Source organism: Streptomyces sp. NBC_01288, from assembly GCF_035982055.1.
GTDB lineage: Bacteria > Actinomycetota > Actinomycetes > Streptomycetales > Streptomycetaceae > Streptomyces.
Genome location: NZ_CP108427.1, coordinates 5,695,770 through 5,708,937 on the forward strand (window position 1 = coordinate 5,695,770; position 13,168 = coordinate 5,708,937).

A 13,168-nucleotide genomic window follows, 5' to 3' on the forward strand; every position below is an offset into this window, starting at 1 on the left:
CGGCCTGTCCTTGACCGGCCTGTCCTTGACCGAGCCGGAATCCGGTGACCCCTACATCAGCTGGCGTCGTTCGCGCCCGGCTCGTCGTATGTCTTCATCGCGACGGTGAGCAGGGCGAGTTGAAGGCCGAGGTCGTAGGGGACACGTTCGCCGGAGACGAGGCGGTCGATGCCCCGTTCCACCGTGGCGTCGATCTCGTCCCGAGCGGCTTCGACGATCTCGCGGAACAGCAGTGAGGACATGTGCCGGTCGAACTGGACCCGGTCCGTGAGGGAGAGCAGGGCGCGCGCCGCCGCGATCCGCAACTCGGCGGTGCCCCGTTCGTCGACCATGTCCGGACTGGCCCCGACCGCGTCGGCGAGCCGGCCGAAGGTGTCGTCCTGGCCGAAGAACCGGTCGGCGGACCGGCCGTGCCAGACCACGTCGTCAGGGCCGGCGGCGGCCTGGAGGACGGTGTCGTAGCCGAGCGGATCGGCCCAGCTGGTGAGTGCGCGGCAGGCGAGGAGACGGCCGGCGGGGTCGGCGGCCCGGTCCTGGAGAATCGCGATCGGGCCGGGGGCGCGTTCCAGACAGCCGTCGTCGTCCAGGGCGTCGGCGATCACGTCGTCGGGCTCCGCGGGGTTGCCGTCGAAGTCGGTGTGGAGCAGGGCGCGTGGCCGGGGGTCCGGCTGCCGACGGCCTGTGGTGTCCGGTGCGAGGTCATCCATTCCCCGCTTCCCCTCCCGCCCTCTCTTCCGGCCCTTCCTCCAACTCGTCGAGCAGTCCGGCGAGTTCGGGCAGCCAGCCGAGCTCGGTCGCCCCGTGCAGCTCCTCCCGTGTCCACCATCGCCAGGCGAGGATGCCGTCCTCGGCGTGGGCGGTGGCGAGGTCGGGGCCGGTGGGTTCGCGGTGGGGGCCGTGGGTGACGTAGATGTGCTCGTGTTGCCGGATGTGGGTGTCGGCGCGGGTGAAGTCGCGTTCCCGGGTGCAGAGGAGGGGGCCGGTGGTCAGGTCGGTCCAGCCGGTCTCCTCGCGCAGTTCGCGCAGGGCGCCCTCGCGGGGGGTCTCGTCCCCCTCGATGCCGCCGCCGGGCAGGGCCCAGAAGGTGCCGTTCGCGGAGTCGTCGTGCAGGAAGAGGAATACGGAGCCCGAGGGGTCGAGCACGGCGATGCGGGCGGCGCGGCGGAGTTTGCGGAGCCGCTTGCGCAACACGGCGCAGGGGCGGCCGAGTTGGCGGTCCCGGCGGTGGTCGATGACGTCGTAGCCGAGGGCGGTCCAGAAGGCGACGCCGTCGGGGTTGTTGTCAAGGACGGCCAGGCGTATGGCGGTTCGGCCGGCCGCGCGGAGACGGTCCTCGACGAGGGACGCCAACTGCCGTCCGTGTCCCTGCTGTTGCCGCGTGGCGTCGATCATCAGCAGGCCGATCCAGGGGTCCTCGTCGTCCGGGTCGGGATGCGTCCCGAGGGTGATCGCGATCCCGACGAGCCGTCCGGCGCTGCGGGCGAGGAGGACTTCCGTGTCCGGGTCGGCGAGTTCGTCGGCCAGCGCGGTCGCGACCTGCTCGGGGCGGATGTCCTCCGGGTCCGGGAAGTCACCGCTCAGGGCGTGGAACGCGTGGTTCGAGGCGTAGAGGGCGGTCAGCTCGGTGAGCAGCTCGCCGGGGAGCGCGCCGGCCTCGGTCGGCGTGAGCGGTTCGAGGAACATGGGGGCACGCTAGCGGCCGGAGGCTCGGCCGGGCTCGAACCAGATCTGTTGGGCGGGGTGCCGGGTGCGGTGGCGCCGTCGTGCGGAGCGCGTGCGTGTGCAGAGCTGGAACGACCAGCTCTGCACACGAGGAGAGGCCGGGTCAGCAGGCGTCGATGCGGTCGACGTAGGGCGACAGGATGCCGGTGATGGAGTCGGACCGGAACTTGTAGTCCTGCTTGCCCTTCGCGAGCTGGATGCAGCCGCTGTCGTGTCCGTAGACCATGATGACCTTGACTCGCGCGCCGGTGCCGCAGTTGTTGTCGAGGTAGACGTTGGTGTAGTAGCCCGTGAGCGCGTTGCCGTTCCTGTACTGGCTGAACGAGACGCAGTTGGGCGCCGGGGTCAGCGGAGTCGCCGTCGGTGATGCCTGGACCTGGCTGTGGTCGGCCTGCGCCGGCGCGGCGGCGGCGGTGCCGCCGAACGCGAGTACGGCAGCCGGGACGGCGAGGATTCCCGCCAGTACGCGTAAGGGCTTCGTTCGCATGGATGACCTTCCGATCTCTCAGGGACGTCTGCGTGGTCCGGACCGCGTCTGCTCGCAACCCACGGGCCCCCGGCGAGATCTCCCCCCTGAAGCCGATCTCGCCGGGGACCCGTGGGACAGAACGATGGCAGGACGGGACTGAGGGGACTCTGAAGGTTCCTGAGGGCCTTTCAGGTTCCCCTCAGCCGCCGGCGGCGATGCTGGGGTGATGCGAATACTGGTGGTGGAGGACGACCGGCGGATGGCGGAACTGCTGCGCCGGGGCCTGGTCGGTGAGGGGTACGCGGTCGATGTGGGGCACGACGGGCGCCGAGGTCTGGAGCTGGCGCTGGAGAACCCCTATGACGCGGTGGTGCTGGACGTGATGCTGCCGTACGTGAACGGCTACCGGGTCTGTGCGCGGCTGCGGGAAGCGGGGCGGTGGATGCCGGTGCTGATGCTGACGGCCAAGGACGGCGAGTACGACCAGGCGGAAGGCCTGGACACCGGCGCCGACGACTACGTCGTCAAGCCGTTCTCCTTCATCGCGCTGGCCGCCCGGTTACGGGCCCTCATCCGCCGCGGCCGACCCGAGCGGCCGGCGGTGCTGCACATCGGCGACCTCGAAGTCGACCCGGCCTCCCACGGGTGCCACCGTGGAACGGTCCCCATCGCGTTGACGGCCCGCGAGTTCGCCGTCCTGGAATACCTGGCCCAGCGCGGCGGCGAGACCGTCTCCAAGTGCGAGATCCTCGAACACGTCTGGGACGACCGCTTCGACAGCGACGTCAACCTCGTCGAGGTCTACGTCAGTTCCCTGCGCCGCAAGATCGACGCACCGTTCGGCCGGCAGACCATCCGTACCGTCCGCGGCGCCGGCTACCGCCTCGACCCGGCATACGGGGGCCGGCCATGACACCGGCCGGTGTACGACTCCTGCTGCGCCGCCTGCGACCGGCCACCATCCGTATGCGACTGGCCGTCCTGGCCGCCGTCATCACCTTCGTCCCGCTCACCGCGGCCGCGATACCCATCGCGCGCACGGAGCGCACCGCCCAGATGCAGAACGCCGACCACAAGGCGGCCAGGATGAGCCCGGTCATCGACACGATGATCAACGGTCTCAGCGGCGGGAACCCACCCGACTGCACCCGGTTCTTCCAGCCGGCTCAACAGGCCGAGTACAAGGACATCAGCCTGTGCCGCCCTACGAAGAAGACGCGTGCGAGTCAGGGGAAGTTGTCACTGATCCCGTGGACCGACCCGGTTCGCGGGCCCGTACCCATCCGCCAGATCATCTACCGCACCTATGTGCACGCGGGTGTCGAGGACGTCGCCGTCACCCAGTCCCTCGAGGCCGAACAGGCCCGTCTGAACACGATCGTCCGGCTCCTCATCGGCGGCATCGCGGGCATGACGCTGGTGGTGTCGGGCACGACCTGGTTCGCCGCCGGCCGGGTACTGCGCCCGGTCGAGGCCATCCGCGCCGATTTCGCCGACCTGAGCGCACACCACCTCGACCGACGTGTCCCGGTTCCGCGCTCCGGCAACGAGATCTCCCGCCTGGCCGTGACCATGAACTCCACGCTCGACCGCCTGCAAGGAGTCGTCGAACAGCAGCGTCAGTTCACCGCTGACGCCTCCCACGAACTGCGCACACCACTGGCCTGTCTCCGCACAGAACTCGAACTCGCCCTGAACCACCCCGACACCGCCGACTGGCCCCTTGTCGTGCACGCCGCCCACGACGACACCCTGCGCCTACAGGCCCTCACCAGCGACCTGCTGCTCCTCGCCCGGCTGGACGCCGGACACGCCGACCCGCCGCCGAACCCGCCGTTCGACCTGACCGAGCTCGTCCGCGGCGAGACCAGCCGCAGGAGGCTGCCGCCCCACCTCACCCTGACCGCCCTCATCCACCCCGCGCCGATCCCCGTACTCGGTCATCAGGCGCTCCTGGCCCGTGTACTCGGCAACCTCCTCGACAACGCCGAACGCCACGCCGTCGGCACCGTCACGGTCCGCCTCACCCGCGACGCCGAACACGGGCGAGCCGTCCTTGAGGTCCTCGACGACGGCCCGGGCATACCCCCGGAACACCACCAGAGGATCTTCGAACGCTTCAGCCGCCTCGACGACGCCCGCGCCCGCGACGAAGGCGGCGCGGGGCTGGGGCTCGCCATCGCCGAACGCATCGCCACCGCGCATCACGGCACACTGGCCATCGTCCCGAGCCTCCAGGGCGCCCACTTCCTCCTGCGCCTCCCCACAGGAACTCCTCCGGAGCGGGAGCCGTTGAACACAGCGACGTCTTCCGGCCCCACGGATTCCGGCCCCACAGAGGCGAGGTGGACTTGAACGGACACCGAGACGTGAGGCCCGCTCCGGTTCGGGACGACTCGACGGTCCCCCGTCACGGCGCCTTATCGAAAAGGGATGTTGAGCCAAGGGCTCCCGGGATCGGACATCAGAATCCGGTGCGCCGAGACCATGTCCTGGTACCAGTCGCCGAACTCCTCCTCGTCGAAGTGCAGACAGCGGCCCAGGATGTAGCCCGTGGAGAAGTCGGCCCAGGAGCGGTGGGCGAGGGCGGCGGCCCGGCCGGCGCGGACGACGGCCGACTCCGTCTCCTGGAGGGTGGCGAAGCGGGCGCCCAGGCCCCAGCGGGCCATCTTCGAGGCTCGGCCCAGGTCCCAGGCCTCCACCGAGGTGACGTGGCGGTTCTCGGCGAGGATGCCGTCCGCCCGCATGCGGGCCTCGTAGCGGGTGATGCGGCCGATCAGCCGTTGTACGCCCTCGATGCGGGCCTCGGTCTCCGACGCCGGGCGCGGGTCCGTCTTCGTCACGCCGTCCTCCGTGATCACCGTGGAGCCTTCCGAGTTGGCTCGGATGACGGTGGCCACGGCCTGGCGCCAGTAGCCCGTGTCCACGTGGCCGCCGAAGTCGCGGGCGATCGTGCGGCGCAGGCTCAGCGCGAACTCCCATACGGAGCTGGACGCTTCGCAGGCGAGCAGGTTGCGCAGGTGGTGCTGCCACTCGGCGCGGGTGGTGATGCCCCACCACTCGCGCAGCCGCCGGCGCTCACCGTCGTAGCCGCTGCCGTGCCAGGCCACCGCGTTCCACAGGGAGCCGTTGCTGACGCAGAGGAGGGCTCCGCAGGCCAGGCCGTGGGCCACGGGGCCGTGGAGCACGCCGCCGACGTGGAGCGCGCGCAGCCGCATGGAGGTGTCGGGGGCGCCGATGCGTTCCGCCGCGCGTGACCAGTCCGTCGTGCCCGGTGGGCCGTAGGGGAGGGCCAGTTCGCAGGGGGTGCCGGGGTTGACGAGGAGGGTGGGCGGGCAGCGCGGGTTCCAGGCGTCCGCTATCCCGCGCAGCGAGGCGCGGGAGTACACCAGGTCGGGGCGGGGCGCGGGCAGCATGCCGTCCGTGAAGAGTTCCCAGCGTTCCGCGCCGGTGCGGGGGTCGCGGGCGAACGTGCGGTGCGTACGGTCCGGTTGGGCGTCGTAGGACTCGCGCGACATCACGTAGTAGAGGCGGACCCGGGCCAGTGCGTCGTAGTACGCGGGCCGGTCGCCGCGCGCTCTCGCCTCGGCCAGTGCGCGTTCCGTCTCGGTCGGCGGGGTCCATGCGGGAGGTGGGGGAGGCCCGAAACCGGCGGGGGACGGTCCGAACGACATAGGGCTCGCTGTCCTTCCAGGGGCCAACGACTGTTGATCCCGGCACATTGCCATACGCGGCTGAGACACCCCTGTGCGGCCCCCGCGCCCTGTTCCCTCAACTCCCGGCGCCCGGTGCCGCGTTCCCCAACTCCCGGTCCCCGGGCTCCCGTTCCCGCACATGCCGAGGCCCCCGGCCGCAACCGCGGCCAGGGGCCCTCACACACGGCACCACGTACCAACGCGGTGAACGTCAGACGTTCACGCCGAAGTCCTGGGCGATGCCGACCAGGCCGGAGGCGTAACCCTGGCCCACCGCGCGGAACTTCCACTCCGCGCCGCTGCGGTACAGCTCGCCGAAGACCATCGCCGTCTCCGTCGCCGCGTCCTCGGAGAGGTCGTAGCGGGCGATCTCGGCGCCGCCGGCCTGGTTCAGGATGCGGATGTACGCGTTGCGGACCTGGCCGAAGTTCTGCGAGCGGGTCTCCGCGTCGTAGATCGAGACCGGGAAGACGATCTTCTCGACGTCCGCCGGGAGGCCGGCCAGGTTGACGTTGATCGCCTCGTCGTCGCCCGCGCCCTCGCCCGTGCGGTTGTCGCCGGTGTGGACGATCGTCTGGTCCGGGGTCGACTTGTTGTTGAAGAAGATGAAGTGACCGTCCGAGTAGACCTTGCCCTCGGGGTTGACCGCGATCGCCGAGGCGTCGAGGTCGAAGTCCGTGCCGGTGGTGGTGCGGACGTCCCAGCCGAGGCCTACGGTGACGGCCGTCAGGCCCGGGGCCTCCTTGGTGAGCGAGACGTTGCCACCCTTGGACAGGCTTACAGCCATTGTTGGGAGTCCTTCCCTCGTTGCGGTGCGGGCTTCGTACTGAGGACGAAGCTACCGGTACCTGTATGAACGCCAAGAGGGGTACCGAAGGTTCCAGGCGACTTTACTTTCTTTACCCGCGCCCCTCGGTGGTCCGCGGGACTCCTGTGGAAATGGGAGTGACGTGGACCGGACAGCTGCGCGACCATGGGGACATGTCCGGTCCCTATCCCGTCCGCGGCTCCGTCTCCCTGCCCGAGGCCGAGCTCATGTGGCGTTTCTCGCGGTCGTCAGGGCCGGGCGGGCAGCACGTCAACACCAGCGACTCCCAGGTGGAGCTGCGCTTCGACCTCGCGAAGACCGAGGCCCTGCCCCCGGTGTGGAAGCAGCGCGCGCTGGAGCGGCTCGCCTCGCGGCTCGTCGACGGCGTCGTCACCGTACGGTCCTCCGAGCACCGCTCCCAGTGGCGCAACCGCGAGACCGCCGCCGTACGCCTCGCGGCGCTCCTCGCGGAGGCCACCGCACCGCCGCCGAAGCCGCGCCGGGCGACCCGTATTCCGCGCGGTATCAACGAACGCCGGTTGCGGGAGAAGAAGCAGCGCTCCGACACGAAGCGGGGGCGGAACGGGCGGGGCTGGGGGTAGTTCCGGTACCGGTTGGTTGTCACGTCCTCGGCTCGTACTCGGCCCGCACCGGACACGGATCTCGTACGGCAACGGGCGGTCGCCGACGCCTTCCTCGCCGCCGTGCGCGAGGGCGACTTCGACGCGCTGGTGAAGGTGTTCGCCCCGGACGTCGTCGCCCCCTCCGAGGGCGCCATGACCGCCGGCGCCGTAGCCCTGGCGACCGGCGCGACGAGCTTCGCGCACTTCGCCGCCCTCGCACGGCTCGCCTCGGTGGACGGTGTCGCCGGCATCGCCTACGACAGCTCCAGCACCCCGACCGTCTCCCCCTCGCTCAGCTCTCCGTTGGGCCGGAAACCCAGCCCCAGGTAGAACTTCGCGGGGCCCAGTGGACCCTCGTGCCACGTCACGTACAGCTCCTTGCCGCCTCGGCGGCGGATCTCCGCGGCGACCGACTCCACCGCGAACCGGCCGTAGCCGCGCCCCTGTTCGTCCGCCGCGATGTTCAGCCGCCACAGACCGGAACGGATGACGGTGCCGTCCAGGTTCCAGTCGATGTCGAGGAAGGCCATGAGGAAGCCGACCGGCCGGTCCTCGTCGACGATCAGGCGGGGCCAGGCGGTGCCCTGATGGACGTAGGCCTCGGCGAGGGACTTCATGACGGGGGAGACCGCGAACTCCTGGTCGGGGCGGACCCGTATGCCCATGGCGGCATCGATGTTGAGCCGGGTGACTCTTCGAGGCGCGGCCCGGGAACGGCGGCGGTGATCGGCGTCATGCGTGCACGGTAAGTGGGTCGATCACCGGCGGGGCCACCGAATTGGCAGTCACCCCAACTGCCGTTACCGGCCAGGAGTGCCGTCCCCCCGCCCCCCCGCTGCCTACCCCAACTGCCGGTACCGCCCCCGGAAGTACGACAGCGGACCCCCCTCCGCACTCCCCACCTCCGCCGTCAGCACCCGCCCGATGACCAGCGTGTGATCCCCCGCCGGGACCCGCTGTTCCGTCCGGCACTCCAGCGTGGCCAGGGCTCCCCGTACCAACGGAGCCCCGGACGCCTCCCCGTGGACGTAGGGAATGTCGTCGAACAGCAGCCGGTCGCTGATGCGGCCCTTCATCGCGAAGCGGCCCGCGATGTGGCGTTGGCTCTCGGAGAGGACGGAGACGGCCCACAGGGGCTGTTCGTCGAGGAGGTCGTCCATGCGGGAGCCGTTGCGGAGGCTGACCAGGACCAGGGGCGGGTCCAGGGAGACCGACATGAACGCGGTCGCCGTCATGCCGACGTCCTCGCCGACCGGGGCCTGGGGGTCGTCCGGGTCGTAGGGCTCCTCGTGCGCGGTCACCAGGACCACGCCCGCGGCCAGTCGCGCGAGGGCGGCGCGGAACTCGTCGTTGCTCACCCCCACAGCATGCCCGGAGGGAACGGTCTTGATGATCGAGGTGGTCTGCGACGCGGTGTTCAGCACACTCGAAACGCTAGCCTCGTGTGTTCGCGCACCACATCGGACCTGCGGCCCACTCGGGTCCTAGGACCAATGGCCCACGCGGCGGAACATCGTCGTGCATCATGTCCACACACCCGCACAGTTTGCGTTCAGTTAACGCACAGGGAAAAAGCAGAAACTCCACTCAATTGTTCATCTTCTGCTGTGACTTGAGTCACAAGGGGTAGTAATTGTTGACCCTGTGTACCGAGTGGGCAGCGCGCTGTGATTCAGTGGCGGGGAAGATGACCCTTGATTCACTGCGAGGTCTCGGGGGGAGGGCGAGTATGGAGACCGAGTCGGAACCCTACGTCCGTCTTGCGACCCTGCGACAACTGCACACGGTCATGGCGGACATGAACACCGCCCGCAGCCTGGCGGACACCCTTCAGACCGTCGCCGACGGCGTCGTCAAGGGTCTCGGGTACGAGCTGGCATGCGTCAACCTCGTCCGCCCCGACGGCGACCTCGTGGTCGCCGCCTTCGCGGGCAACTCCGCCGCCGAGTCGCTCATCGCCGGCCGCGTCGGCTCACGCACTTCCTGGGAGCGCCGGCTCGGCATGGGCGAGGCCTGGGGCGACCTCCGGTTCATCCCGCACACCGAGGGCTGGGTCCTCGACGAGGACGACGTACCGCAGTGGTACACCGACGGCCCCGCACCCCGCTTCGAGGACGAGTGGCACCCGTCCGACCGGCTCTTCGCGCCCATGTACACCCCCGGAGTCTCCGGCGGCGCGTGCGGCGAGCTGATCGGCGTCCTGTCCGTGGACCGTCCGCGCAACGGCCGGCGGCCGGGCGCGTGGGGGCGCGAGGCGCTCCAGATGTACGCGTTCCAGGCGGCCATAGCGATCAGCAACGCCCGGCTGCGCGCCAACATGCAGCGCGCCCTGGTCCGCCTGGAGCGCGAGCAACAGGCCCTGCGCGCAAGCGAGGAGAGCTTCCGGCAGGCCTTCGAGTACGCCCCCTCCGGCATGGCGATAGCCGAGATGGGCGGCGACCAGCACGGCCGAATACTCCGGAGCAACGACGCCCTGTGCCGCCTCCTGGGCCGCCCCGCGTCCGCGATGCGCCGCTACTCCTTCTCGGACCTCGTCCACCCCGAGGACATAGGCACCCTGCTGAGAACGTCGGCGGAGGGCGGACGCGCGGAGCTCCGCCTGGGCCGTCGGGACGGCACGTACGTCTGGGTCTCGCTCCGCAACTCCGTCGTCGCGGACGCCGCCGACGGACCGCGCTTCCTCCTCTCCCACGTCGAGGACATAGAGGACCGCAAGCGCCGCGAGCTACAGCTCGCCCACCGCGCCGCGCACGACGCGCTCACCGGCCTGCCGAACTCCGCGGAGCTGCGCACCCGCCTCTCCGCCCGCCTCTGCCAGCGCCCGCAGGCCACCCACCCCGGCGAGATCGAGTCCATCGACGCCGCGTACGGACACGCGGCCTACGACGCGAACGGCCACGGCTTCGACTTCCGCCCCGGCGCCGACCTCCTCGACGCCTACGACCACCACGTCCACACCATCGCCCCCGAGGGCGAGCGGGACGACGGCACCAAGGGGCTCGCGGTGCTCTTCTGCGACCTCGACGGCTTCAAGTCGATCAACGACCGGTTCGGGCACAACGCGGGCGACGCGGTGCTCATCGAGGTCGCGCGGCGGCTCGGCCGGGCGGTGCGCGACGGCGACACGGTGGCCCGGCTCGGCGGCGACGAGTTCGTCGTCCTGGCCGACGGGCTCGGCAAGGCCGACGCCGCCGACCTCGCCGTACGCCTGCGGAACGAGATCATCCAGCCCATCCGGGTCGACGGCCGCGGCATGCGGGTCGGGGCCAGTTTCGGTATCGGGTGGGCCCACTGCGGCATGACGGCGGACGAGGTCCTGAAGTCCGCCGACGAACGGATGTACATCGAGAAACGATCTCGTCCCAAACAGCACAGACGCGCGGGATGATCTCCAGGTCAGCGGTTTGATGCGGTCCGAGTCACCCGTTTGGACGACGCGGAGCGGGTAGGCTCGCAGTTCTCCAGACGTATCGACGACGTGTCTGAAGCTGACGTATCTGCACCCGCACCTGTTGAGGAGTACCTAGGGATGACGCCCGGCAACAACGGCGCGAGCACGCCCGAGGACGACGACCCGTTCGGCTACCTGTACGAGGACGGCCAGGCCGCCGGCGCCCAGCCGCCGTCCGGCGGTGGCTACGGCTACCCGGGTTCGGTCAACCGAGTGCGCCCGGTGGGCGAGCGCCAGTACGGCGGCCAGCAGGCCGCCGCGGCCCCCACCGCCCAGTACCAGCAGCCCTACGGCCAGACGGTCCCGCAGCAGCAGCCCTACGGCGCCCAGCCCAACGCCCACTACCAGGCCCCGGAGACCTTCCCCGGCGGCCCGCCCGCGGGCCAGCAGCCCCCGTCCTACAACAACGGCGGCGGCAACGGCCGGGGCCGCGGCCCCAACACCAAGGGCCTGCTGATCGGCGCGATCGCGGTCGTCGCCGCGGTGGTCATCGGCATCAGCGTGGCGATGATGAACGGAAACGACGACAACAAGACCGGCGACCAGGCGGGTTCGACGCCGTCGGCTTCGCAGAGCGCTTCGTCGAGTCCTTCGCCGAGCACGAGCGCGTCGAGCGGGCTGGCGACCCAGACCATCGACGCGAAAGCGCTGAACCTCCAGGGCGGCGCCACCCTGGCGTCGGACGTCAAGGGTGCCGACGCCGACGGTGGTGTCTATGTGACGGGCCTGAACACCGTGGGCGCCTCGGTCAGTTGGCAGGTGAACGGCATCCCCTCGGACGGCACCTACACGGTGTTCGCGCACTACAGCTCTACCAGCGACGACCAGCAGATGACGCTCAGCGTCAACGGTAAGAAGTTCGGCAGCCCGTTCAGCCTGAAGAACTACGCGAAGGCCGCCGACGGCGACTTCGCGAAGGGCTGGACGACGAGCTTCGCGTGGCCCTCCCTCACCAAGGGAACGAACACGCTCACCCTGTCCTGCGAGAACGGCGACAACTGCAACGTCCTCCTGGACCAGCTGTGGGTGAAACAGGGCCAGGTCAAGAAGTAGCCGGGGCGCCAGGTCAGGAATGGGCCGGGGCGCATCAGGCCGCGGCGTCCGACGGCCGTCGGAGGGTGAGCTTCCGACGGCCGTCGATCAGATGCCAGGCGATGACACCGCGTTGCTTGGACGCGTCCGCCTTCGACGCGGAGGATGGCTACCCAACCCGTCTTGCCACCCCAGCTCACCTTGACCCAGTCAATGCCGGAAGGGCCTCCGGACCAGCACGTGTAGGAGCCACCGCTGCTGTCCCGCGTGCACGGGGTCGTGGTGCAGGGAACCCTGGTGCCCGAGTCGGTGATCGAGTAGAGCACGGTCGACGAGGTGCTGGCACTGCTTCGGATCTTGAAGGAGTGACCATCCGTGTCGGCGGTCGTCGGCCAAGGTTGGTTGGTCGGTTTCAAGCCGCGCTGACCTCCCCCGTCACCACGACCCGCCCCAGCAGCTCCTCGTACGCCGCCCGGTCGAACTCGCCCGCCACCGGCGCCAGTACGGTCGCCGCCGACAACGCGACAGCCCGTGCCAGCCGGTCCGGCCAGGGCAGGTGTTCCACCAAGCCCGACAGCAGGCCCGCGACCGCTGAGTCGCCCGCGCCGGTCGGGTTGCCGTGGATGCGGGTCGGCGGTGTCGCGTGCCAGGTGCCTTCCGGGGTTGCTGCCAGCAGCCCCCGCGCGCCCAGTGAGGTGACCACCGTTCGGGCGCCTCGGCGTCGCGCGTCCTGGGTGGCGCGCAACGGGTCGTGGGAGCCGGTGAGTTCGGCGAGTTCGTCGGTGTTGGGCTTGACGATGTCGGGGCGGGCGGCGACTCCTCGGCGGAGGGGTTCGGCGCTGGTGTCGAGGAGGACGGGGACGCCCGCTGTTCGCGCGGTGCGGATCAGGCCGGCGTAGGCGCCCACCGGCACTCCCGGCGGGAGGCTTCCGCACAGGGCCACCGCCGAGATCCCGCCGGTCAGCAGGGACCCGTACGCCTCCTGGAACGCCGTCCACTCCGCCGAAGTGACCGTCGGGCCGGGCTCGTTGAGTTGAGTCGTGTCACCAGTCAGCTCGTCGACCACCGCTATCGTGCGGCGGGTCGCGCCGGAGACCGGGACGAGCGCGTCCAACACGCCCGGGGTGCCCGTGAGTTGGTCCTGGACGATGCGTCCGGTCGCGCCGCCCGTGAAGCCGGTGACCGTCACCTCGTGGCCCAGGGCGGCCAGGACCCGGGCCACGTTCAGGCCCTTGCCGCCCGGGCGTTCCGTCACCTCGGACACGCGGTGCGAAGCGTGCGGGTGCAACTCCCGTACGCGGTAGGTGATATCGAGAGCGGTGTTCAGCGTCACCGTGAGGATCACCGGCCGACCTCCCCCGAAGTATG

14 protein-coding genes are annotated in these 13,168 nt (G+C 70.4%); 6 read left to right on the top strand and 8 right to left on the bottom strand.

The genetic code is table 11. From position 1 onward, the window contains the following. Positions 1 to 56 precede the first annotated feature (56 nt). The 3 genes from OG194_RS25660 to OG194_RS25670 form a co-directional block, all read right to left on the bottom strand. Positions 57 to 707, bottom strand: coding sequence for a hypothetical protein (locus OG194_RS25660; RefSeq protein WP_327403146.1), 651 nt, complete (start codon positions 705 to 707; stop codon positions 57 to 59). Next, complete coding sequence (locus OG194_RS25665) at positions 700 to 1,683, bottom strand: bifunctional GNAT family N-acetyltransferase/NUDIX hydrolase (protein WP_327403147.1); 984 nt, start codon at positions 1,681 to 1,683, stop codon at positions 700 to 702. Before OG194_RS25665 ends, OG194_RS25660 begins: the two co-directional genes overlap by 8 nt. Before the next feature lie 142 nt (positions 1,684 to 1,825). After that, complete coding sequence (locus OG194_RS25670; protein ID WP_327403148.1) at positions 1,826 to 2,209, bottom strand: hypothetical protein; 384 nt, start codon at positions 2,207 to 2,209, stop codon at positions 1,826 to 1,828. A gap of 208 nt (positions 2,210 to 2,417) precedes the next feature. On the opposite strand from OG194_RS25670, the gene OG194_RS25675 reads away from it, so the two are divergent. Then, the gene (locus tag OG194_RS25675) at positions 2,418 to 3,104 is read left to right on the top strand and encodes a response regulator transcription factor (RefSeq protein WP_327403149.1); all 687 of its coding nucleotides are present in this window, start codon (positions 2,418 to 2,420) and stop codon (positions 3,102 to 3,104) included. After that, positions 3,101 to 4,546 carry a sensor histidine kinase gene (locus tag OG194_RS25680; RefSeq protein ID WP_327403150.1) on the top strand — a complete coding sequence of 482 codons (1,446 nt, stop codon included), beginning with the start codon at positions 3,101 to 3,103 and terminating at the stop codon, positions 4,544 to 4,546. Before OG194_RS25675 ends, OG194_RS25680 begins: the two co-directional genes overlap by 4 nt. A 65-nt stretch (positions 4,547 to 4,611) precedes the next feature. Here OG194_RS25680 and OG194_RS25685 read toward each other — a convergent pair whose 3' ends face one another. Together OG194_RS25685 and OG194_RS25690 are read right to left on the bottom strand one after the other, a co-directional pair. Continuing rightward, positions 4,612 to 5,865 (bottom strand): DUF1266 domain-containing protein, encoded by a 1,254-nt coding sequence (locus tag OG194_RS25685; RefSeq protein ID WP_327403151.1) that lies wholly within the window; start codon positions 5,863 to 5,865, stop codon positions 4,612 to 4,614. A gap of 232 nt (positions 5,866 to 6,097) precedes the next feature. Then, on the bottom strand, positions 6,098 to 6,673 hold the full coding sequence (locus OG194_RS25690; RefSeq protein WP_327403152.1) for a TerD family protein: 576 nt from the start codon (positions 6,671 to 6,673) through the stop codon (positions 6,098 to 6,100). Positions 6,674 to 6,867: 194 nt separating this feature from the next. Here OG194_RS25690 and arfB point away from each other — a divergent pair, with 194 nt between their 5' ends. Then, positions 6,868 to 7,296, top strand: coding sequence for an alternative ribosome rescue aminoacyl-tRNA hydrolase ArfB (arfB, locus tag OG194_RS25695; RefSeq protein WP_327403153.1), 429 nt, complete (start codon positions 6,868 to 6,870; stop codon positions 7,294 to 7,296). Between the two features lie 12 nt (positions 7,297 to 7,308). Continuing rightward, complete coding sequence (locus tag OG194_RS25700; RefSeq protein ID WP_327403154.1) at positions 7,309 to 7,647, top strand: hypothetical protein; 339 nt, start codon at positions 7,309 to 7,311, stop codon at positions 7,645 to 7,647. On the opposite strand, the gene OG194_RS25705 is transcribed toward OG194_RS25700, so the two are convergent. Both OG194_RS25705 and OG194_RS25710 read right to left on the bottom strand, forming a co-directional pair. Next, the gene (locus OG194_RS25705; RefSeq protein ID WP_327403155.1) at positions 7,572 to 7,982 is read right to left on the bottom strand and encodes a GNAT family N-acetyltransferase; all 411 of its coding nucleotides are present in this window, start codon (positions 7,980 to 7,982) and stop codon (positions 7,572 to 7,574) included. The genes OG194_RS25700 and OG194_RS25705 overlap by 76 nt on opposite strands. Positions 7,983 to 8,156: 174 nt before the next feature. After that, complete coding sequence (locus OG194_RS25710; protein ID WP_327403156.1) at positions 8,157 to 8,741, bottom strand: flavin reductase family protein; 585 nt, start codon at positions 8,739 to 8,741, stop codon at positions 8,157 to 8,159. A 305-nt stretch (positions 8,742 to 9,046) separates the two neighbouring features. On the opposite strand from OG194_RS25710, the gene cdgB reads away from it, so the two are divergent. Together cdgB and OG194_RS25720 are read left to right on the top strand one after the other, a co-directional pair. Then, positions 9,047 to 10,705 (top strand): diguanylate cyclase CdgB, encoded by a 1,659-nt coding sequence (gene cdgB / locus OG194_RS25715; protein WP_327403157.1) that lies wholly within the window; start codon positions 9,047 to 9,049, stop codon positions 10,703 to 10,705. A gap of 141 nt (positions 10,706 to 10,846) precedes the next feature. Beyond that, a complete protein-coding gene (locus OG194_RS25720) occupies positions 10,847 to 11,821 on the top strand; it encodes a carbohydrate-binding protein (protein ID WP_327403158.1) in 975 nt (324 codons plus the stop codon). Positions 11,822 to 12,212: 391 nt separating this feature from the next. Here OG194_RS25720 and OG194_RS25725 read toward each other — a convergent pair whose 3' ends face one another. After that, positions 12,213 to 13,145 carry a 1-phosphofructokinase family hexose kinase gene (locus OG194_RS25725; protein WP_327407205.1) on the bottom strand — a complete coding sequence of 311 codons (933 nt, stop codon included), beginning with the start codon at positions 13,143 to 13,145 and terminating at the stop codon, positions 12,213 to 12,215. Positions 13,146 to 13,168: the final 23 nt, after the last annotated feature.